Below are 19976 nucleotides of genomic sequence, written 5' to 3' on the forward strand. Positions count from 1 at the left end.
GTTATTTTAGTCCAGTCAAGCAGAAACACATAAAAAAGAAGCTGAATGTCATATTCAGCTTCTTATAAAAAGTTGATTAGTTAGTAGCTTCTTTCAATGTGTTTACGTTTTCTTCCATTAAAGTGAAGTAATCTTTATTGCTCTTCGCATCATCTTCAGAAATAGTAGCAAGATGATTTAAGCGTAAAACTTTTGTACCCGTTTCTTTTTGAATAACGGATGCTACTTTTGGAGTAGAGAATGTTTCAAATAAAATATATTTTAGATTATGTTCTTTTACTGTTTTTGTAATATCAGCAAGCTGTTTTTGAGAAGGTTCATCAGAAGCTGAAATACCAGCGATAGCAATTTGTTTTAGGCCATAGCGTTGTTCCCAGTATCCATAAGCTGCATGAGAAACTAAAATATCTTTCGTTTTTGCATTCGAAACAACTGCTTTAAATTGATCATCTAAATCAGTAAATTTTGTTTGAAGTGCTGCAAAGTTTTTTTCGAACTCTTGTTTATGGTCAGGTTGTAATGCTACAAGTGCATTTTTAATTTTTTCTGCCTGTTTCATTGCTAGAGTAGGGTCTAACCAAATGTGTGGATCTTTATCGTGATGATGTTCATCCTCTTTATGGCCGTCTCCGTGATCATGATGCTCTTCTTCAGTAGAAGTACGCAGTTCAATCCCTTTTGATGCATTTACAATTTTAACGTTTTCTTTTTGTAATGTTTTTTCCATTTTTTCAGCAAATGGTTCTAATTCAGCACCGTTATAAACGAATAAATCGGCTTTTGCAACTTGTACTGTTTGTTTCTGACTTGGTTCAAATGTATGAGAATCTGCACCAGGTGGGTAAATTGCTTCAACAGTTACATAGTCGCCACCAATTTTTTTTGCGAAATCTGCAAGAGGAAAAATAGTTGTATAAACAGTTAGCTTTCCGTCTTTCTTGGCATTACCTTCTTTTGTATTTGAGCAGCCAGTAAAAATTAAAGTGAAAATAAGTAAGAATGAAAGTATAGTCAATCTTTTAGGCATGAAGTTCTCCTCTTTTCTTTTTTTACGGATATATTTTCCCCAATTATAGAAGAAAAATATCATTTTAATACAAAACGGAATAATTACGTTTTAGTTTGCGAACTTAGTATAATACATCTTTTATAAAGTTGCAATAAATAATAATCATTCCGATTTGATTTTGTTATAAAGTTGTCAAATATAGATGTGTTATTTTTGCGAATACATGCATATGTGACAACGTAGTGTTCATATATATGAAAGGAGGGTGTAGAGGGGGATGAGTGTTTGGGTTACTTAATGGAAGCTATTTTATTGATATTAGCGGTAGTACTACCATTAGCCGTAGTCTTAATTTTTTTAAGAAGATTAATAAGTAATTTAGGAGATGCATCAACCGTAACAAAATTACGAGAGAAAGATGAGAAAAAAGAGTGAGTAAAGCACTATGCGTACGCATAGTGCTTTACTTGTGGTAAAATGAGAGAAGGAAACTCCTAAAAGTTGTATTTTACTATAGGAGAGAAAAGTAAAATAAGAGGTATATGCATATATGAATAAGCGAACAGCGTTAGTACTTGGTGCAAGTGGTTTAGTTGGGCAAGAGATAACGCGTCTATTACTTGAATCAGATTACTACGATTCGGTTACTATTTTTGTAAGAGAACCAATGCAATGGCAACATGAAAAGTTACAGCAAAAGCAAGTAGATTATTTGGCATTAGAGGAATATAAAGAGTTCTTTGCTGTAGATGACGTATTTAGTTGTCTAGGAACAACAATCAAAAAAGCAAAAACGAAAGCTAATTTCAAAAAGGTAGATTATGAATATACGTTACGAGCGGCTTGTTTAGCTGAAAAACAAGGGGTGCAAAATTTTCTTGTTGTGTCCTCAATGGGAGCGAATCCTAAATCGTTTTTCTTTTATTCACAAGTGAAAGGAAGAATGGAAGAGGAATTGCAAAAGTTAGTAATTGGTGGTATTCACATTTTTAGGCCATCTTTATTAGTAGGAAATCGACAAGAATTTCGCTTAGGTGAACGAATGGCGGAAAAATTATCTCGTATTATTCCTTTTATATTTAAAGGAGCCTTCAAAAAGTATAAACCAATTTCAGCAAAAGATGTTGCAAAAGGGATGTATATAACTGCATTGCGAGAAGAATCAGGTATCCACATTTATAATTCGAATGAAATTACAACGATAGAATAAATAAAACCGAGAAGAAAAGCTTCTCGGTTTTATTTATTTATACTGATTTTCCCAGGCGCTCGCTCGTATTGATACGGTTCTTCTAACTCAAAGCCAAGTTCATTGGCAGCTATTCGTGGGAAGTAAGGATTGCGAAGTAACTCACGTCCGATAAAAATTAAATCTGCTTCGTTATTATTTAAAATTTGCTCTGCTTGTGCTCCGGTCGTAATCAATCCAACTGCACCAGTTGCAATGTTAGCATGCTCTTTAATATGTTTAGCATATTGTACTTGATACCCAGGATAAACATCGATGCGCGCAGGTACAACAGCCCCAGAGCTACAATCGATTAAATCCACTCCTTGTTCTTTCATCCATTTTGTATATTGTACATAATCTTGAACTGTTAACCCGTCAGGATGATAATCATTTGCTGAAATACGAACAAATAACGGTCCGTTCCAAACTTCATTTATCGATTCAATGATTTCGCGTAAGAAACGATATCGATTTTCAGGTGAACCACCATATTCATCAGTCCGCTTATTGGTAAGTGGAGAAAGAAATTCATTAATAAGATAACCGTGAGCACCGTGTATTTCAATAATGTCAAATCCAGCTTGTTTGGATCGTACTGCAGCTTGCTGAAAAGCTAATACAGTATCTTTAATTTGGTGTTTGCTCATTTCTATTGGCATTTTCATTGTTTCATTAAATGGAATCGCTGAAGGAGCTAACGCATCTGTTTCTAATTCTGCTTTTCTTCCAGCATGAGCGAGTTGAATGGCAGCTTTTGCACCATTATCGTGTATAAAAGTTGTTGCTTTATGTAAGCCTTCAATTAAACTGTCATCCCAAACGCCCAAGTCTTTATTTGAAATTCGACCTTCAGGTAACACGGCTGTTGCTTCAATCATAACTAAACCAACTTGACCAGCAGCTCTTGTTCCATAATGAATGAGATGGAAATTCGTTACTTGGCCATCCTCGTTTTTCGATGAATACATGCACATAGGTGACATAACAATCCGGTTTTTTAATGTAACATCCTTAATTGTATAAGGTGAAAAAAGTTTGGAATGCATCAAATAGCCTCCTAGATTGAATTTTCTTACATTGTATCATTCCCGTTTTTGTTTCCCTAATAAAATGCTTATACGAAAAATTTTGTCTATTCGTGTTACAATAATGAATATGAACTGAATTGGAGGATGGCATATGTATCAGGCTTATTATGAAAGTGAATTAGGCTTGTTAGAAATTACAGCAAACGATAAAGGAATTACGTCTGTTATATTTGTTGATGAGAGACAAGAAGAACATACAAATGAAATGATAGATCAATGTATAAATGAATTAGATGAATATTTTAAGGGAAAGAGAAAAGAGTTCACAGTTCCGCTGTCTGCTGAGGGAACAGCATTTCAAAAAAATGTATGGGATGCGCTCTATACTATTCCTTATGGCGTAAGTGCTTCATATTTAGATATTGCAGAGAAAGTCGGAAATATGAAAGCTGTACGAGCAATAGGAGGAGCAAATAGTCGCAATCCGATTTCAATAATCGTTCCGTGTCATCGTGTAATAGGAAAGAGCGGGAAACTTGTTGGGTATGCGGGCGGTTTATGGAGGAAAGAGTGGTTATTAAAACACGAAGGTATTTTGAAATGACGTATGGACGGGAAGAGGGATTGTTTTGAAATGTATAAATTGTGGGCAACTTTGCGAGGGAAATCAGTTAAATTGTGAAAGTTGCCAGCGGACTTTGCATACTGAACAAAGTGAAGGAAGTTCGCTAATAGACAAGGAATTAGAAGTATATGTAGGGAGACAATATCCGTATTACAAAAGGAAATGGGAGCTTGAGGAAAAGCGGATTGCTAGGTGGAGCTGGAATGGTTGGGCAGCTATTTTCAATGTAGGTTGGCTCGGATATCGTAAGTATTATTTACCTGCAGCTTTATTTGTATTGTTATTATTAGCGTGTGATGCGTTTTCTTATTATATGGGCTTCAACGTAGCATTGCCGATCATTAATATGGTGCCTCTTACGTTTCTATTACTCGTTTTTATTTTATTTGGAATGGCGATTTTTGCGAATGGATTATATTATCAATTTGCAGAAAGGCGTATATATCGAATAAAAGCACGAGAAATTCAAGATGCATCGGTTGAAAAGTACCTCATTCGTGATAGTGGTGGAACGAGTAAAATGGGAGCAACAATCGTTACGATTTTAGCGGTTGCTAGTATTTTTATCAGCCATTTCTTTTTCCCGACTGATCGAGATATTATTCAAAAGGTTCGTACAAGCTCGCTATATGAATATCCATTCTTTTCAATTGGTGAATCGTTTGAAAATTATTTTAGAAATCCGGGTTGGGCATATTATCGTGGCACTGAAGGATTAGAATTGGTAGAGTTCCAAGGGGATAGTCCGGATATGTCGAAGAAAAAGGTTACGATCCAATTTGTTGTTGATTATAAATTGGGTGAGATCGAGCCATACTCACTTATGATTAATGGCGAATCTAAAAATGAGGAAGAATTTTTAAAGATAATGGACGAAATATTTAAAGTTCAAAATCCATTTGACATAGAGGAGGGATTACAAGTAAAAGAAATAGAAAAAGAAGTGGATAGTAGAGCTCTCTATCCGCTTCTTTTTTTGTATATATGAAAATAATATTTGAAATAATCTGAATTTTTTGTATAATAATATGTATTATACTGGCTTTCATTTATACATATAGATTGGGGGAAGGAACAATGAAGAGAAAGGTAACAACGATTGCTGCAGTTGCATTATCGACTAGTGTATTAGTTGCAGGTTGCGGAAATGGGGAGAAGGCATCTACAACGAAGAAAGAAGCAGGTAAGGGGGCAGCAGATAAGCAAGTATTAAACTTACTAGAAACAGCAGAAATTCCTTCAATGGATACGTCAAAGTCAACAGACTCTGTATCATTCCGTGCCTTTGTAAATGCAATGGAAGGATTATATCGTTTGGATAAGGATAATAAACCAACTCCAGGTATGGCAAAAGACGTGAAAGTTAGTGAAGATAAAAAGACATATACATTTGAATTACGTGATGCGAAATGGTCAAATGGTGATCCAGTTCGAGCACAAGATTTTGTATATGCATGGCAACGTACATTAGATAAAGCAACGGCAGCTGAGTATGCATTTATTTTATTTGATGTGAAAAATGCACAGAAAGTAAATAAAGGAGAGTTACCGTTAGATCAATTAGGAGTGAAAGCGAAGGATGATAAAACGTTAGTAGTAGAATTAGAACAACCAGCACCATATTTCCTTGAGCTTACTTCATTCCCAACATTCTTCCCTTTAAATGAAAAATATGTGAAAGAACAAGGAGATAAATACGGATTAGAAGCAGATAAATTATTATATAATGGACCGTTTACGATGAGTGAATGGAAACATGAAAGAAGTTATCAGTTAAAGAAAAACCCTAATTATTGGGATAAAGATACTGTGAAGTTAGAAGAAATTAATGTGAATATTGTGAAGGAAACAAGCACAGGAGTAAATTTATATGATAGTGATCAAGCGGACCGTGTTATTTTAACTTCTGAATTTGTTGATAAATATAAAAAGAATAAGCCAGATGAATTTAAAACGAAGTTAGATCCACGTATGTATTTCTTACGATTTAACCAAAAAAATGCAACGTTTAAAAATCAAAAAGTTCGTGAAGCGATTGACCTGGCATATGATAAAAAAGGAATTGCAAATGTTATTTTAAATGACGGATCATTGCCAGCATATTTCTTAGTACCTGAAAAATTTACGACAGGACCAGATGGGAAAGATTTCCGTACTGTAAATAAAAATTTCCGTGACAGTCAAGATAATGCAGCAAAAGCGAAAAAATTATGGGAAGAAGCAAAGAAAGAACTTGGCCAAGATACAATTACAGTCGAATTACTAAATGATGATAACGGTAGTCGTAAAAAAGTAGGAGACTTTATTAAAGAAGAGTTAGAGAAAAACTTACCTGGTATTAAAGTGAATTTAAAACAGCAGCCATATAAACAGAAGTTAGATTTAGAAAAGAAATTTGAATATGAATTCTCTTTATCTGCATGGAGTCCAGATTATCCAGATCCAATGACTTATATTGATATGTTTGTTACTGGAAGCTCATTTAATGAAATGGATTATTCTAATCCGAAGTATGATGAGTTAGTAGCGAAATCAAAAGGAGAACTATTAAAAGATGATAAAGCACGCTGGAATGCACTTGCAGAAGCGGAAAAAATCTTAATTGGTCAAGATGCTGCCATTTCTCCTACGTATCAACAAAGTACCGCATACTTAGAGAAACCATACGTAAAAGGTATTGCAAATCATACGTTTGGTGGGGACTTCAGTTATAAATGGGCATATATTACAAAAAAATAGTATAATAAAAGATGAGTGAATTTTCGCTCATCTTTTATTTGTATAGGAGGAATTATAGTTGTTAAAAGGAATCAATCATCTTTGTTTTTCAGTATCTAATTTAGAAGATTCTATTACATTTTACGAAAAAGTATTGGAAGGAGAATTATTAGTTAGAGGAAGAAAACTTGCATATTTTAATATATGTGGAGTATGGATAGCGCTTAATGAAGAAATACATATTCCAAGAAATGAGATTCATCAATCTTATACGCATATTGCGTTTTCTGTTGAACAGAAAGACTTTGAACGTCTACAGCAGCGATTAGAAGAAAATGATGTTCATATTTTAAAAGGAAGAGAACGTGATGTAAGGGATTGTGAATCTATCTATTTTGTTGACCCAGACGGGCATAAGTTTGAATTTCATTCAGGGACATTGCAAGACAGGCTTAATTATTATAGGGAAGATAAACCTCATATGACGTTTTACTAAGGGGGCAAAGAAAGTTGCATGCGCTAGTAATTGGTGGAACAGGAATGCTAAAGAGGGTGTTTATGTGGCTTTGTGAGCAAGAGTTTCATGTTTCTATTATTGGAAGAGATGAAGTGAAATTAGAAAATGTTAAACGAGAGAGTGCTATACCAGAAAATATCACATGCCTTCCGTTAGATTATCATAATGATGACGATGTAAAGGTAGCTATTAAAAACACAATTGGGAGGAATGGCCCAATAACATTAGTTGTCGCATGGATACACTCAAGTGCAAAGGATGCGTTATCACTTATTTGTAGAGAATTAGACTTGTCGTCTAAAACATACAACGTTTTTCATATTTTAGGCAGTAAAGCGTCGAGAATAGCCTCACAAAAAATAGGTGGTACGCGATGTAGCTATCATAGAATAATATTAGGTTTTATATTAGAAGATACATACGGAAGATGGCTTACTCATGAAGAAATATCGGATGGAGTAATAAAAGGAATTGAAAGTAAATGTAATGAATGGATTGTAGGGCGAGTAGAGCCGTGGGAATTGCGGCCAACATGGTAAGGGGGAATGGCAAATGAAAACAACTGTATATGTGACGAGGCACGGTGAGACGGAATGGAATGTAGCGAAGCGAATGCAAGGACGGAAAAATTCTGCTTTAACTAAAAACGGTATGTTGCAAGCTAAGCAATTGGGAGATCGAATGAAAGATTTATCTATCGATGCGATCTATAGTAGTCCGAGTGAAAGAACTCTTCATACTGCAGAGTTAATTAAGGGCGAACGTGATATACCGATAATCGCGGATGAGCATTTCTATGAAATTAACATGGGTATATGGGAAGGACAGACAGTCGATGATATAGAAAGGCAATATCCAGACGACATACAGTTATTTTGGTATGAGCCACATCTTTTTCAGTCAACATCAGGAGAAAATTTTGAGGCTGTTCATAAAAGGGTAATTGAGGGGATACAGATTCTTTTAGAAAAGCATAAAGGAGAAAGTATATTAATTGTCTCCCATGCGGCAGCGGCAAAACTACTTGTAGGACATTTTGCGGGTATTGAAATAGAAAATGTGTGGGATGATCCATTTATGCATAGTGCTAGTCTAAGTATAATAGAATTTGAAGAAGATAAAGGTGAAGTGAAGCAATTTGCAGATATAAGTCATTTTCAATAAAGTGGGATAAACGTAAAAAAGGCCGCAAAACGGCCTTTTTTTGTAGGTACAAAAACTAGCAATTACGTTTTTTATACCAGAAGTGATCAAATTTCTTGTGTTTGCAAGATGGGAATTTATGTCCGCCTTTGCAATCATTCCACTTATGCCCGTCATCGTGACAGTCTCTACCATGATCGCATGAATCATCGCAAGAGTGACCGTGTCTGTTAGGGAAGAATTCGCATTTTTTACAGAAACTTCTTTTTGTCCAGAAAAATTTCTTTTCAAAGCGTATGCATTTTGTAATGAATGTACAATGTTTTCTGCGAGTACGTTTTGTAACTAAAACGCATTCTTTTCTACGCGTCACTTTCGTAACGAACGTCCATTTTTGAACGCGTACACGAGTACATTTTGTAACAAATGTCCATTTTTTTACATGCGTACATTTTGTAACGAACGTACAATGTTTCACGCGAGTACATCTTGTTCTTGGGCATTTACCCCCAGTTGTACATTTACATCCAGTTGTACAATTATGATGAGTGAATTTATCATCATCGCATTCAAAAGTACTTGGATCTTGGTGTAAGAAATCCTCCATCCCAGCACTTTTGATTTCTTCAACCGCTTTTCTAATATCACGTTTCATAGAAATCCTCCTTATCATGTATTTAGTTGAAAAGGTATTCTTTTTCCTTAACAGGATATGTATGGAGGTATCTTTCTGAACAGGACAAGAGTGTAATTTTATATAAATAGTTGATAGCGGATGTATGGACAAGACGAGGTGCATACATTGAATGAAGAGAACTGAGAAGGGATGTGGAAATATGCTACCTTCATATGATTTTTTTATTCATCCAATGAACCTAGTGGAATTGAAAAAAGACATTTGGTCAGACAGTCCAGTGCCAGCAAAATTAACGTATGGTAAAAAGAAGTATGATATTGATATCGTATACCGGGGTGCTCATATTCGTGAATTTGAGAAAAAGTCTTATCATGTTATGTTTTATAAACCAAAAAAATTTCAAGGTGCGAAAGAGATTCATTTAAATTCTGAGTTTATGGATCCGTCTCTCATACGAAATAAATTATCTTTAGACTTTTTTCATGATATTGGTGTACTTTCACCGAAATCACAACATGTGTTTATAAAAATTAATGGTCAAATTCAAGGTGTATATTTACAGTTAGAATCAGTTGATGAAAACTTTTTGAAAAATAGAGGATTACCGAGTGGTTCTATTTATTATGCGATAGATGATGATGCGAATTTTTCTTTAATGAGTGAGAGAGATAAAGATGTTAAGACCGTGCTTTTTGCAGGTTATGAATTTAAATATTCGAATAAAAATAGTGAAGAACAGCTGAGTGAATTTGTATTTCAAGCGAACGCTTTGTCGAGGGAATCTTATGAAAAAGAAATTGGAAAGTTTTTGCATGTTGATAAATATTTACGATGGTTAGCTGGCGTTATTTTTACACAAAACTTTGATGGTTTCGTTCATAACTATGCACTATATCATAATGATGAAACAAATTTATTTGAAGTGATACCGTGGGATTATGATGCGACTTGGGGGCGAGATGTACAAGGGAGACCACTTAATCATGAATATATTCGTATTCAAGGTTATAACACGTTAAGTGCAAGATTGTTAGATATACCTGTATTTAGAAAGCAATACCGAGGTATTTTGGAAGAAATATTAGAAGAACAATTTACCGTTTCATTTATGATGCCGAAAGTAGAAAGTTTGTGTGAGTCGATTCGGCCTTATTTACTACAAGATCCATATATGAAAGAAAAATTAGAAACATTTGATCAAGAAGCTGATATGATTGAGGAATATATAAATAAAAGAAGAAAGTATATACAAGATCATTTACATGAATTGGATTAATTTTGAAAGAGATTGGAACATTATCAATCTCTTTTTTTGTATAATAAAGATGAATTGGTAGAATTGACGTAATATGTACTTAATAAAGAATGGGGATGTTGGAAACATGACGATAAAATGGATTGAGTGGGCAAAACAAATACAATCTATAGCTCAAGCGGGTTTAACGTATTCTAAGGATGTGTATGATATAGAACGTTTCCAACAATTACGGGATATTTCTATTTCGATGATGTCACATTACACTAAGACAGATTGGGAAGTTGTAGAGAAGTTATTTGCAAGCGAGACAGGCTATCAAACACCTAAAGTTGATATAAGAGCAGTTGTTTTTCAAAATGAAAAGTTATTATTTGTGAAAGAAAAAAGTGATGGGAAATGGGCATTGCCAGGTGGGTGGGCTGATATCGGTTATACGCCGACAGAAGTAGCAGCAAAAGAAGTTTTAGAGGAGACAGGGTTTGAAGTAGATGATTTTAAGCTACTCGCTATATTTGATAAAGAAAAACATCAACCATCGCCTTCAGCAACGCATGTATATAAAATTTTTATTGGATGTAAAATTATTGGTGGTGAAAAGAAAACTAGTATTGAAACAGATGATGTGGAGTTTTTTTGTGAGGATGAATTGCCTAATTTATCGATTGCTAGAAATACAGAAGAGCAAATTAGAGAAATGTTTGCCTACATAAAAGAACCTCAGAAAGAAATAGTAATAGATTAATAATGCATATGTCGGTGATATTATCGGCATGAAGATATTGGCAGAATGCAACCTTTATGTAATAATGGGATGGTATGTGAAGAAAAAAGGAGATAGAAAATAAAATGTTAGCAAGCATAATAGATCAGTTATTGCAGTTCTTTGCAAGTTTAGGTTATTTTGGGGTAGCGCTCGGTTTAATGATTGAAATTATCCCAAGTGAAATTGTACTTTCATATGCCGGTTTTTTAGTGGCAGAGGAGAAAATTAGTTTTGTTGGTGCTGTTATTGCAGGAACGATCGGTGGTACGCTAGCACAGATTTTTTTATACTGGCTTGGATACTACGGAGGACGTCCAGTTGTAGAGAAATATGGGAAATATCTGCTTATTAATAAACACCATTTAGACATAGCAGAAAATTGGTTTAAGCGTTACGGAGCAGGAGTAATCTTTTCGGCACGTTTTATCCCAGTCGTACGTCATGCAATTTCTATTCCAGCAGGATTAGCTAAGATGCCATTAAAACTATTCACACTGTATACAGTAGTTGCGATTATTCCGTGGTCAATACTATTTATATATTTAGGTGAAAAGCTTGGTGGAAATTGGCGACATATTAAAGAATATGCATCTGATTACACACATTACATAATTATAGGAGCGATTCTCTTCGTTGCTTTATACTTCGGTTTAAAGTATTTCAAAAAGAAAAAAGCAGCGCGTTAAAGTCAATGATTTTTCATTGGCTTTTTTTACTTGTTTCGGTTCTAAAAAAAAAGAGTTGTCCATAATGTGTAATAATAAAGTGTAGCGGGGGAATGTGATGAAAGGATCACCGTTTATACGTGGAACGATATTTTTAACAATGGCAACGATGATATCTAAAATGTTAGGGTTTATATATGTTATACCATTTACAGCTATGGTCGGTACGAGTGGTTACGTTTTATACACATATGCTTATCGTCCATATACAATTATGCTTAGCATTGCGACGATGGGACTACCACTTGCCGTTTCGAAGATGGTATCAAAATATGATCAACTAAATGATTACCATACGGTTAAGAGGGTGCTGAAAAGTGGAATTGTTTTTATGTTTATAATGGGAATTATTTCATGTTTTACGTTGTATATGCTAGCTCCGCATTTGGCTAAACTTGTAATCGATGGAAAGGATCAAACGGGGAATAGTATAGCGGCGGTCACTACTAATATTCAAATTGTAAGTTTTGCGTTAATACTTGTACCAGTCATGAGTTTATTAAGGGGCTTTTTTCAAGGGTTCCAATCGATGGGGCCTTCTGCTCTAAGTGTAGTTGTAGAGCAATTTTTTCGGGTATTAACCATCTTGATAGGAAGCTTTGTCGTTATATATATTTTAAAAGCTTCTATCTCACTAGCTGTTGGTATTTCAACATTCGGTGCTTTTATGGGAGCGATAGGCGGACTAACTGTTTTAAGTGCGTATTACATAAGGAGGAGAAAGCACTTAAAGAAAAAAGAAATGGCAAGTATACCACAAACAACGAAATCTTTTTTCTCACTCTATAAGGAGCTCTTTACATATTCAATACCATTTGTTGTGGTTGGTTTAGCAATTCCGTTATATCAGACGATTGACACATTTACAATTAATAAATTGCTTATACAAATGGGATATATGCAAGGAGAAGCAGAGAAGATTAATGCAATAATTGGACTTGTTCAGATGGTTGTACTTATCCCAGTTTCCGTTGCGACTGCTTTTAGTATGTCACTCGTACCTGAGATGACAAAAGCTTATACAGTAGGAAATGTGAAGTTACTGTACAAACATTTTACGAGGACGAATCTATTAGTAGTAGGTATTACGGTACCAGCGGCGATTGGAATGATGATGTTAGCAAAACCGGTATATACTCTTTTATTCGGTGCCGGAAATGATCCAGAGATGGGAAGTGTTATTTTACAGTATTACGCTCCTGCCTGTATACTATTTTCGCTTTTTACAGTAACAGCTGCGATGCTGCAAGGAATCAATCAGCAACAAAAAACGGTGCTAGGGTTAGTGATTGGCATTATTGTAAAGATAGTTTTAAATATTGTATTGCTTCCGTATTTCGATTATGTAAGTTTTATTATTTCAACATACGCTGGTTACACGATTTCAGTTGGCTTTAACTTGTGGATGCTTTCTAAATATGTTATAAAGGCAACATAAGCTTTTTAAGGCAGAGAGCGCTCTGTCTTTTTCTTTGTTTAAAATATTTTTCTTGTAAAAACGTTTTCAAAATAATTTTTCTATTGAAATTTAAACGTATGTTTCATATGCTGAGAATGGCGGTTCAAAAACTGTTATGTAAGAGAGGTAGATTCCTACATGTAAAAAGAATCGGGGTGATAGTATGTTAAATATTTATTTAACAGACCGAAACGGAAAACTACAAGAGATTGAGGAAATGCAAAAGGGTTGCTGGATTAATGTACTTCATCCAACGGAAGAAGAAATTCAATATCTAGTACAAACTTTAAATGTAGACTTAGATTTCATTAAAGACCCTTTAGATGACGAAGAACGTTCTCGTATTGAAAAGGAAGACAGTAATACTTTAATAATCGTGGATATTCCAACAGTTAGACATGATGAAGAAGGAAATTCGATTTATGACACGATTCCAATAGGTATGATTGTTATGCCAGATTGTTTTGTGACAATTTGTTTAGAGGAAAACCCAATATTTGAACGTTTTATTAATCAACGTATTAAAGAATTTTATACGTTTAAAAAGACACGATTTGCACTTCAGCTCTTATATACGATTTCTACTTATTATTTAAGATACTTAAAGCAAATTAACAGAAAAACAATTGATTTAGAGCATCAATTAAATCAGTCGATGAAAAATAAAGAGATTTTCACATTGCTAGGTCTTGAAAAAAGTTTAGTTTACTTTACAACATCATTAAAGGCGAATAAAATCGTAATTCAAAAGTTAATGCGTAACAGTACATTTTTAAAAATGTATGAAGACGATCAAGATTTATTAGAAGATGTATTAATTGAAAATAAACAGGCTATTGAAATGGCGGAAATATATAGTCACATTTTAAGTGGAATGATGAATACTTTTAGTTCCGTTATATCAAATAACTTAAATAGTGTTATGAAACTGTTAACGTCTATTACAATCATTTTATCGTTACCAACGATGGTTTCTAGTTTCTTTGGAATGAACGTAAAAGTTCCATTTGAAGGGGAAGCGCACGGTTTTGTAATTGTACTTATAATATGTGTAACACTATCTTTCACATTAGCATTTGTTTTTTGGAAGAAACGTTACTTTTAACGATAAGAAAGCTGCTCTAGCATAGTTATATAACTGCGCTAGAGCAGCTTTTTTGCTATGAAATCGAAAGTTTTGAATAGAATATAGCTTAGGAAATGTAATGTATATGATAGAGGGGAATTTCGTATAAGTCTTGTTCAATTAATGAAATAGGGTTAAAATTACATATTGTTAATGAAAAGTTGGAGGAAATACATCATGGAATTGTTTCAATTACCGAAAGCATTCCTGCAAATGAATACAATCTTTATCTCCATATTGATCGAAGCACTTCCTTTTGTGCTCATTGGTGTATTTATTTCAGGATTCATTCAAATGTTTGTTACAGAAGATATGGTAGCAAAATGGATGCCGAAAAACCGATTTCTGTCTGTTTTAATGGCTACTTTTTTAGGGATGATGTTTCCGGGCTGTGAATGTGGAATCGTTCCGATTGTAAGACGATTAATCGGAAAAGGGGTTCCGCCATATGCTGGGATTGCATTTATGTTAACAGGACCAATTATTAATCCAGTCGTATTATTTGCAACATACGTTGCCTTTGGAAGTAGTATGCACATGGTATGGTATCGTTCTATTGTAGCGATTATCGTAGCAATTATCGTTGGAATTATATTATCATTTATGTTTAAAGAACATCAATTACGAGATGACCACTTCCCAGAAGTGAATCATAAGCGTCCATTACGTAAAAAAATGTGGGATGTATGTACGCATGCTGTTGAGGAATTTTTCTCGATGGGAAAATATTTAGTATTAGGTGCGTTAATTGCAGCTGCAGTTCAAACGTTCGTACAAACTTCAACACTGCTTGCTATAGGACAAGGGCCGTTTTCTTCACCAGCTGTTATGATGGGACTTGCTTATATTTTATCACTTTGTTCAGAAGCGGATGCATTTATTGCTTCTTCATTCCAAAGTACATTTTCAACAGCATCACTTGTCGCGTTCCTCGTATACGGACCGATGGTGGATATTAAAAATATGTTTATGATGCTTGCGACATTTAAAACAAAATTTGTAATTGTCGTTACAGTTACAGTTACACTTGTTGTTTATGCAAGCTCACTACTCATTTATGCGATGGGGTGGTAGGTTATGTTTCGAGCATATATATTATTAGGTTTTACAATCTTAATCGCGCAGCTTCATATTTCAGGTAATATTACGAAGTACATTAATATGAAGTATGCCTACTTATCAAAAACAGCAGCTATTATATTAGGTTTTTTAACTGTTGTTCAAATTATAATCGTTTTCCAAAAAGAACATCAAAAAGAAAAAGAAAGAGAACAGCACAATTGTGGTTGTGATCATAGCCATTGCGGGCATGATCATTCGAAAGATGAAAATACTTGGTGGAAAAAAGCATTTTCGTACACATTGTTTTGTTTTCCGATAGTCTCAGGTTTGTTTTTCCCAATTGCAACGTTAGATTCAGATATTGTTAAGGCGAAAGGGTTTCATTTTCCAGTAGCACAAGCAGAAAGTAAAGATCCATTTATGACAAGGCAATTTCTAAGACCTGATACGAGCATTTATTACGGGAAAGAAGGATATCGTGGTGTAATGGAAAAAGGGAAAAAAGAGTTTGTTATGAAAGATAGTATTGCTTTAAAAGATGAAGATTTCTTAAAAGGGATGGAAACAATTTATAATTATCCTGGCGAGTTTACTGGGAAGAAATTATCTTTTAAAGGGTTTGTTTTCAAAGATGATTCTTCTAAAAAAGAACAATATTTCTTATTCCGTTTCGGTATTATACATTGTGTAGCGGATTCTGGTGTATATGGTATGTTAGTGAAAAAGCCAGAAGGAGTAGAATGGAACAATGATGATTGGATTCAAGTTGAAGGAGAAATATCAACGGAATTTTATCAGCCATTCCATGCGAACATTCCTGTTTTAGAAGTAACGAAATGGAATAAAGTTGAACAACCGAAAGAGCAATATGTATTTAGAGGAGCCGATTGATAACATCGGTTCTTTTTTATGGACTAAGAGTTCTGAATGTTGTTAATATTAAACGTGTAGTTCATTTAGTATAGTGATGATTGAGATATTAGGGATACATCATTAAAGGGGTGATAACAATGACAGAAGTAAAGGGGAAAACAGCCAATGAATCAAGGGTGTTCAAAACGAGCCGAGTATTTCCAACAGATTTAAATGATCATAATACGTTATTTGGTGGAAAGATATTAGCCGAGATGGATATGGTTGCTTCTATTTCAGCAACGAGGCATGCAAGAAAAGAATGCGTCACAGCATCTATGGATTGGGTAGATTTTTTACATCCTGTTCGTTCTACCGATTGTGTGAGTTATGAATCCTTTGTAATTTGGACGGGTAGAACGTCTATGGAAGTATTTGTGAAGGTAGTAGCGGAAGATTTAATTTCAGGTGAGAAGCGCATCGCAGCAACGTCATTTGTTACTTTTGTTGCACTTAGTAAGGAGAACAATCCAGTTCCAGTTCCTCGAGTAATTCCTGAAACAGAAGAAGAGAAAGAATTACATCGCATTGCTGTATTGCGTGCAGAACAACGTCATATACGTAAGGCGGAGAGTAAGAAAGTAGCCACATTACTAACTTTTTAAGTTGAATATTAAGTCGTTAAAGGTATTATAACGGACTGAAATGTTTTTCATATGAAAAGCGGACACCTAAAAATAGGTGTCCGCTTTTATAGTTTTTTCATCCACATATCATATGACTGTAACTACTTAGCAGAAGCAAGCAGCACCGACGATGATTAAGAGGATAAATAATACGACTAATAGCGCGAATCCATTACCATGTGCGAAGCCCATTGTTATTTCCTCCTTTTATTTTAAGATACAACATACAATATGCAAATGAGCTATCGTTTGATATGGACATATATCATGCAATGACATATTTTCTTGAATGATATTGTATTAAAAAAGGGAAGATATAGAAATAACAGTAAGTGGAGAAAGGAAAATATCCATGAAACACTTTTTCGTTGTAATCCTTTGTGTAATAGGTGTATTCATTTGGATGAACATCGATGTGGAAATGGGGAAAAAAATGGCTAGTGAATATGAAGTAGGACAAGTTCGTTTAGGTGAATTTCAACTGTATACGAACGGTGAAGAGTTATATACGAAATTATTTGAGGATATACGTAATGCGGAGAAGTACATATATATCCATTTTTATATTGTAGGTAAAGATGAAATAAGCAAAGAGTTTTTGCAGTTGCTCGAGAAAAAGGCATCTAGCGGAGTAGAAGTGAATTTGTCAGTCGATCGAATAGGTGGATATAAGCTGAAGAAAAAGATAATTCGTCAACTACAAAGCAATGGTGTCCAGTTTACGTTTAGTAAAAAACCTAAATTGAAACATTTATTCTATTCGTTGCATCAGCGAAACCATAGACGAATTGTTACGATAGACGGAAAAGTATCATATATCGGCGGCTTTAACATCGGAAAGGAATACCTTGGACAAGATCCGAAATTTGGCCCGTGGCGTGATTATCATGTACGAGTTAAGGGGAATGGTGCCACGGATATGGAAAGAAAATTTGCAGCTGACTGGAAAGAAGATACGGGAGAAAAAATGCCTGTACATGAAAGTCTACCTGCAATTGGGAATGTAAAATACCAATATTTATTTTCAGACGGAAAAGGTTTATGGGAAAAATATGGAGCGCTTATAAAGCAGGCTAAAAAGTCTTTAATTATTGCTACGCCATATTTTGTACCAAGTAAAGAAATGATGAAAGCGTTAAAAGGTGCATTAAACCGCGGTGTCAATGTGAAAATTCTCGTACCATTTAAAAGTGATGCAGTATTGTTAAAACAAGCTGCCTACCCGTATTTGAGAGAGATGAACCATGCTGGAGCGGAGATCTATCAATATCGGAATGGTTTTTTTCACGGGAAAGTAACAATCATTGATGGAGAAATTGTTGATATAGGCACAGCGAATTTTGATAATAGAAGTTTTTATTTAAATTGTGAATCTAACTGTGTCGTATATGATAAAACAGTTGTTGCTGACGTATGGGATCGACTAAAAGAAGACTTCCATAAATCAAAAAGATTTTCGGAAGAAGATTTTGAGAAAATTAGTAAATGGGATTGGTTTTTAGCAAGAATAGCAAATGTTATAGCATCATATTTATAGCATATAGACAAAAAGTAGGGAGGCATTTTCATGGATTGTATGAAAGAATTGATGAGGTATAGTTATATGCTTATATATAAGGTTGGGGAGTATACAGGACAGGTAAGAGACGAAGAATTAAAGGAGCTATTACAGCATCATTTACCATATATGTTGCAAGCATATAATGAACAAGTGAATTTTCAAGAAGGAGAGAATGTACAGCATATAACTTGTGAACCAATTTCATTTCATTTTCATGAAATGGAAAAGGAAACTGATAGTAAATATACAGGTGATATTTATATTGCAACTTGTTATATTTCGCATTTGAAACGGTTAGCGTTAAAGTTTGCTCAAGTGGCAGTTGAAGTTGCAAATCCAGAATTTCGCTCATTTTTAGAAAACTGCTTCCTGAAAATGAATCGTTATGCCTATAGTGTATGGCAATATGTCGTGAAGAAAGAGTATAAGATTAAACATGTATATGAAAAGGAGAAGTTTGCATAAGAAACTAAGGCGGAAAGATAGGTGCCTTAGTTTTTTACTTTTCGTGGAGAAAAAATGACTATATGTACATATCTATTATCAGAAAATTTACAAATATTTACCGTTTATTTACTATTTTTCAATCTTTCCTTTAAAAATAGAGAGTAATATGGGATTGTACATATTCTATCAAAAGGAGGAAACGCAAATGAACAAATGGGTTAAATCATTAACTGCTATGGCACTTGCAAGTTCTTTATTAATGGTAGGTTGTAGTAAAGGTGAGGACAAGAAGAAAGAAGACGATACAACAACACAACAAGAGGATAAAAAGGATAAAGAAACAAGTGGAACTGAGAAGTCTACGGATTCTAAAGAAAAGAAATAATGTAATAATAGAGCTTCCTCTTATATGTGAGGAAGCTTTTTTGTTGTAAATTGATTGAGATTATTGAAAAATAGAGAAAGAATGAAAGAGGGGGAAAACAAATGAAAGTATGTATATTGGGAGCAACAGGGCGAGTAGGTTCGAACATAATTACATTAGCATTAAAAGATTTAGCAGAAGTGACTGCATTAGCGCGTGATTCAAGTAGAGTAGAAATAAATCATGAAAGATTACGAGTTATAGAAGGTAATGTATTAAATGAAAATGATATAAAGAAAGCGATAGAAGGAACCGATATAGTAATTAGTGCACTTGGAACGGATCAAAATGGGACGTTAGCGAAGAGTATGCCACAAATTATAAAGAAAATGGAAGAAGAAGGAGTTCGTAAAATCATTACAATAGGAACAGCCGGTATTTTACAAGCAAGAACAAATCTAAATTTATATCGTTTTCAATCAACGGAATCAAAGAGAAAGTCGACAACAGCAGCAGAAGATCATTTAGCTGCATATAAGATACTTAGTAGTAGTAATTTATGCTGGACGGTCGTTTGTCCGACGCATTTAATTGACGGTGATATGACAGGTATATATCGAACTGAAAAAGATGTATTACCAGAAGGAGGAGCAAAAATAACAGTTGGTGATACAGCGCAATTTACGTGGAATCTGTGTAGTGAAAACCAATACGAGAATAGCCGAGTAGGTATTTCCTATTAAAAAAACCATCCCGAAATGGGAT

Annotated in this window: 24 protein-coding genes; 20 read left to right on the top strand and 4 right to left on the bottom strand. The window is 34.4% G+C overall.

Annotated elements, in window-relative coordinates:
• Nucleotides 1-76 precede the first annotated feature (76 nt).
• Complete coding sequence (locus EKQ63_RS11430) at nucleotides 77-1027, bottom strand: metal ABC transporter substrate-binding protein (RefSeq protein WP_087994528.1); 951 nt, start codon at nucleotides 1025-1027, stop codon at nucleotides 77-79.
• A gap of 267 nt (nucleotides 1028-1294) precedes the next feature.
• Between EKQ63_RS11430 and EKQ63_RS29885 the strand changes: the two genes are divergently transcribed.
• Both EKQ63_RS29885 and EKQ63_RS11435 read left to right on the top strand, forming a co-directional pair.
• The gene (locus tag EKQ63_RS29885; RefSeq protein WP_000540927.1) at nucleotides 1295-1444 is read left to right on the top strand and encodes a hypothetical protein; all 150 of its coding nucleotides are present in this window, start codon (nucleotides 1295-1297) and stop codon (nucleotides 1442-1444) included.
• 115 nt (nucleotides 1445-1559) lie between these two features.
• Nucleotides 1560-2219 (top strand): oxidoreductase, encoded by a 660-nt coding sequence (locus EKQ63_RS11435; protein ID WP_001992819.1) that lies wholly within the window; start codon nucleotides 1560-1562, stop codon nucleotides 2217-2219.
• Between the two features lie 29 nt (nucleotides 2220-2248).
• On the opposite strand, the gene namA is transcribed toward EKQ63_RS11435, so the two are convergent.
• Nucleotides 2249-3286 carry an NADPH dehydrogenase NamA gene (gene namA, locus EKQ63_RS11440; RefSeq protein ID WP_087952832.1) on the bottom strand — a complete coding sequence of 346 codons (1038 nt, stop codon included), beginning with the start codon at nucleotides 3284-3286 and terminating at the stop codon, nucleotides 2249-2251.
• 133 nt (nucleotides 3287-3419) lie between these two features.
• On the opposite strand from namA, the gene EKQ63_RS11445 reads away from it, so the two are divergent.
• The 6 genes from EKQ63_RS11445 (at nucleotide 3420) to EKQ63_RS11470 (ending at nucleotide 8292) form a co-directional block, all read left to right on the top strand.
• Nucleotides 3420-3872, top strand: coding sequence for a methylated-DNA--[protein]-cysteine S-methyltransferase (locus EKQ63_RS11445; RefSeq protein ID WP_087952830.1), 453 nt, complete (start codon nucleotides 3420-3422; stop codon nucleotides 3870-3872).
• Nucleotides 3873-3897: 25 nt separating this feature from the next.
• A complete protein-coding gene (locus EKQ63_RS11450) occupies nucleotides 3898-4881 on the top strand; it encodes a DUF2628 domain-containing protein (protein ID WP_140421224.1) in 984 nt (327 codons plus the stop codon).
• Nucleotides 4882-4970: 89 nt separating this feature from the next.
• Nucleotides 4971-6632, top strand: a complete 1662-nt coding sequence (locus tag EKQ63_RS11455; RefSeq protein WP_087994531.1) for a peptide ABC transporter substrate-binding protein — start codon at nucleotides 4971-4973, stop codon at nucleotides 6630-6632.
• A 58-nt stretch (nucleotides 6633-6690) separates the two neighbouring features.
• Nucleotides 6691-7107, top strand: a complete 417-nt coding sequence (gene fosB / locus EKQ63_RS11460) for a FosBx1 family fosfomycin resistance bacillithiol transferase (protein ID WP_087952825.1) — start codon at nucleotides 6691-6693, stop codon at nucleotides 7105-7107.
• Nucleotides 7108-7121: 14 nt separating this feature from the next.
• Entirely contained in the window at nucleotides 7122-7667 is a 546-nt protein-coding gene (locus EKQ63_RS11465; RefSeq protein WP_087994532.1) for a short-chain dehydrogenase, read from the top strand.
• Nucleotides 7668-7680: 13 nt separating this feature from the next.
• Nucleotides 7681-8292 carry a phosphoserine phosphatase 1 gene (locus EKQ63_RS11470; RefSeq protein WP_087994533.1) on the top strand — a complete coding sequence of 204 codons (612 nt, stop codon included), beginning with the start codon at nucleotides 7681-7683 and terminating at the stop codon, nucleotides 8290-8292.
• Between the two features lie 55 nt (nucleotides 8293-8347).
• On the opposite strand, the gene exsB is transcribed toward EKQ63_RS11470, so the two are convergent.
• Nucleotides 8348-8926 carry an exosporium protein ExsB gene (exsB, locus tag EKQ63_RS11475; RefSeq protein WP_029439421.1) on the bottom strand — a complete coding sequence of 193 codons (579 nt, stop codon included), beginning with the start codon at nucleotides 8924-8926 and terminating at the stop codon, nucleotides 8348-8350.
• A 181-nt stretch (nucleotides 8927-9107) separates the two neighbouring features.
• Here exsB and cotH point away from each other — a divergent pair, with 181 nt between their 5' ends.
• From cotH to EKQ63_RS11515, 8 genes are all read left to right on the top strand, one after another.
• Nucleotides 9108-10184 (top strand): spore coat protein CotH, encoded by a 1077-nt coding sequence (gene cotH, locus EKQ63_RS11480; RefSeq protein ID WP_087953069.1) that lies wholly within the window; start codon nucleotides 9108-9110, stop codon nucleotides 10182-10184.
• A gap of 106 nt (nucleotides 10185-10290) precedes the next feature.
• Nucleotides 10291-10908, top strand: coding sequence for an NUDIX hydrolase N-terminal domain-containing protein (locus EKQ63_RS11485; protein ID WP_087952820.1), 618 nt, complete (start codon nucleotides 10291-10293; stop codon nucleotides 10906-10908).
• A gap of 104 nt (nucleotides 10909-11012) precedes the next feature.
• Complete coding sequence (locus EKQ63_RS11490; RefSeq protein WP_087952818.1) at nucleotides 11013-11615, top strand: undecaprenyl phosphate transporter UptA; 603 nt, start codon at nucleotides 11013-11015, stop codon at nucleotides 11613-11615.
• A gap of 97 nt (nucleotides 11616-11712) precedes the next feature.
• Nucleotides 11713-13092 carry a putative polysaccharide biosynthesis protein gene (locus EKQ63_RS11495; protein ID WP_087952816.1) on the top strand — a complete coding sequence of 460 codons (1380 nt, stop codon included), beginning with the start codon at nucleotides 11713-11715 and terminating at the stop codon, nucleotides 13090-13092.
• A gap of 184 nt (nucleotides 13093-13276) precedes the next feature.
• The gene (locus EKQ63_RS11500; RefSeq protein WP_000932390.1) at nucleotides 13277-14218 is read left to right on the top strand and encodes a magnesium transporter CorA family protein; all 942 of its coding nucleotides are present in this window, start codon (nucleotides 13277-13279) and stop codon (nucleotides 14216-14218) included.
• A 198-nt stretch (nucleotides 14219-14416) separates the two neighbouring features.
• Entirely contained in the window at nucleotides 14417-15313 is an 897-nt protein-coding gene (locus EKQ63_RS11505) for a permease (RefSeq protein WP_000418724.1), read from the top strand.
• Nucleotides 15314-15316: 3 nt separating this feature from the next.
• Nucleotides 15317-16192 carry a TIGR03943 family putative permease subunit gene (locus tag EKQ63_RS11510; protein ID WP_143881045.1) on the top strand — a complete coding sequence of 292 codons (876 nt, stop codon included), beginning with the start codon at nucleotides 15317-15319 and terminating at the stop codon, nucleotides 16190-16192.
• A gap of 119 nt (nucleotides 16193-16311) precedes the next feature.
• Nucleotides 16312-16818 (top strand): acyl-CoA thioesterase, encoded by a 507-nt coding sequence (locus EKQ63_RS11515; protein ID WP_000141171.1) that lies wholly within the window; start codon nucleotides 16312-16314, stop codon nucleotides 16816-16818.
• Nucleotides 16819-16944: 126 nt separating this feature from the next.
• Here EKQ63_RS11515 and EKQ63_RS11520 read toward each other — a convergent pair whose 3' ends face one another.
• Nucleotides 16945-17031 carry a YjcZ family sporulation protein gene (locus EKQ63_RS11520; protein ID WP_000505094.1) on the bottom strand — a complete coding sequence of 29 codons (87 nt, stop codon included), beginning with the start codon at nucleotides 17029-17031 and terminating at the stop codon, nucleotides 16945-16947.
• A 160-nt stretch (nucleotides 17032-17191) separates the two neighbouring features.
• Between EKQ63_RS11520 and cls the strand changes: the two genes are divergently transcribed.
• The 4 genes from cls (at nucleotide 17192) to EKQ63_RS11540 (ending at nucleotide 19954) form a co-directional block, all read left to right on the top strand.
• Nucleotides 17192-18376, top strand: a complete 1185-nt coding sequence (cls, locus tag EKQ63_RS11525; protein ID WP_140421225.1) for a cardiolipin synthase — start codon at nucleotides 17192-17194, stop codon at nucleotides 18374-18376.
• A 30-nt stretch (nucleotides 18377-18406) separates the two neighbouring features.
• Nucleotides 18407-18865 (top strand): spore coat protein, encoded by a 459-nt coding sequence (locus tag EKQ63_RS11530; RefSeq protein ID WP_000340557.1) that lies wholly within the window; start codon nucleotides 18407-18409, stop codon nucleotides 18863-18865.
• Between the two features lie 187 nt (nucleotides 18866-19052).
• A complete protein-coding gene (locus tag EKQ63_RS11535) occupies nucleotides 19053-19232 on the top strand; it encodes a hypothetical protein (RefSeq protein WP_001045960.1) in 180 nt (59 codons plus the stop codon).
• Nucleotides 19233-19333: 101 nt separating this feature from the next.
• On the top strand, nucleotides 19334-19954 hold the full coding sequence (locus EKQ63_RS11540; RefSeq protein WP_087952809.1) for an NAD(P)-dependent oxidoreductase: 621 nt from the start codon (nucleotides 19334-19336) through the stop codon (nucleotides 19952-19954).
• Nucleotides 19955-19976 lie beyond the last annotated feature (22 nt).

The sequence above is a fragment of the Bacillus sp. BD59S genome (assembly GCF_007363175.1).
Taxonomy (GTDB): Bacteria; Bacillota; Bacilli; order Bacillales; family Bacillaceae_G; genus Bacillus_A; species Bacillus_A pacificus.

Excerpts from the sequence above, each read along its gene's own strand:
- EKQ63_RS11535 (WP_001045960.1), top strand. The coding sequence starts at position 19,053 with ATGAACAAATGGGTTAAATCATTAACTGCTATGGCACTTGCAAGTTCT.
- EKQ63_RS11540 (WP_087952809.1), top strand. The coding sequence starts at position 19,334 with ATGAAAGTATGTATATTGGGAGCAACAGGGCGAGTAGGTTCGAACATA.
- EKQ63_RS11485 (WP_087952820.1), top strand. The coding sequence starts at position 10,291 with ATGACGATAAAATGGATTGAGTGGGCAAAACAAATACAATCTATAGCT.
- EKQ63_RS11520 (WP_000505094.1), bottom strand. The coding sequence starts at position 17,031 with ATGGGCTTCGCACATGGTAATGGATTCGCGCTATTAGTCGTATTATTT.
- EKQ63_RS11490 (WP_087952818.1), top strand. The coding sequence starts at position 11,013 with ATGTTAGCAAGCATAATAGATCAGTTATTGCAGTTCTTTGCAAGTTTA.
- namA (WP_087952832.1), bottom strand. The coding sequence starts at position 3,286 with ATGCATTCCAAACTTTTTTCACCTTATACAATTAAGGATGTTACATTA.
- EKQ63_RS11505 (WP_000418724.1), top strand. The coding sequence starts at position 14,417 with ATGGAATTGTTTCAATTACCGAAAGCATTCCTGCAAATGAATACAATC.
- EKQ63_RS11455 (WP_087994531.1), top strand. The coding sequence starts at position 4,971 with ATGAAGAGAAAGGTAACAACGATTGCTGCAGTTGCATTATCGACTAGT.
- exsB (WP_029439421.1), bottom strand. The coding sequence starts at position 8,926 with ATGAAACGTGATATTAGAAAAGCGGTTGAAGAAATCAAAAGTGCTGGG.
- EKQ63_RS11530 (WP_000340557.1), top strand. The coding sequence starts at position 18,407 with ATGGATTGTATGAAAGAATTGATGAGGTATAGTTATATGCTTATATAT.
- EKQ63_RS11445 (WP_087952830.1), top strand. The coding sequence starts at position 3,420 with ATGTATCAGGCTTATTATGAAAGTGAATTAGGCTTGTTAGAAATTACA.
- cls (WP_140421225.1), top strand. The coding sequence starts at position 17,192 with ATGAAACACTTTTTCGTTGTAATCCTTTGTGTAATAGGTGTATTCATT.
- EKQ63_RS11515 (WP_000141171.1), top strand. The coding sequence starts at position 16,312 with ATGACAGAAGTAAAGGGGAAAACAGCCAATGAATCAAGGGTGTTCAAA.
- EKQ63_RS11430 (WP_087994528.1), bottom strand. The coding sequence starts at position 1,027 with ATGCCTAAAAGATTGACTATACTTTCATTCTTACTTATTTTCACTTTA.
- EKQ63_RS11495 (WP_087952816.1), top strand. The coding sequence starts at position 11,713 with ATGAAAGGATCACCGTTTATACGTGGAACGATATTTTTAACAATGGCA.
- EKQ63_RS11510 (WP_143881045.1), top strand. The coding sequence starts at position 15,317 with ATGTTTCGAGCATATATATTATTAGGTTTTACAATCTTAATCGCGCAG.
- EKQ63_RS11435 (WP_001992819.1), top strand. The coding sequence starts at position 1,560 with ATGAATAAGCGAACAGCGTTAGTACTTGGTGCAAGTGGTTTAGTTGGG.
- EKQ63_RS11470 (WP_087994533.1), top strand. The coding sequence starts at position 7,681 with ATGAAAACAACTGTATATGTGACGAGGCACGGTGAGACGGAATGGAAT.
- EKQ63_RS11500 (WP_000932390.1), top strand. The coding sequence starts at position 13,277 with ATGTTAAATATTTATTTAACAGACCGAAACGGAAAACTACAAGAGATT.
- cotH (WP_087953069.1), top strand. The coding sequence starts at position 9,108 with ATGCTACCTTCATATGATTTTTTTATTCATCCAATGAACCTAGTGGAA.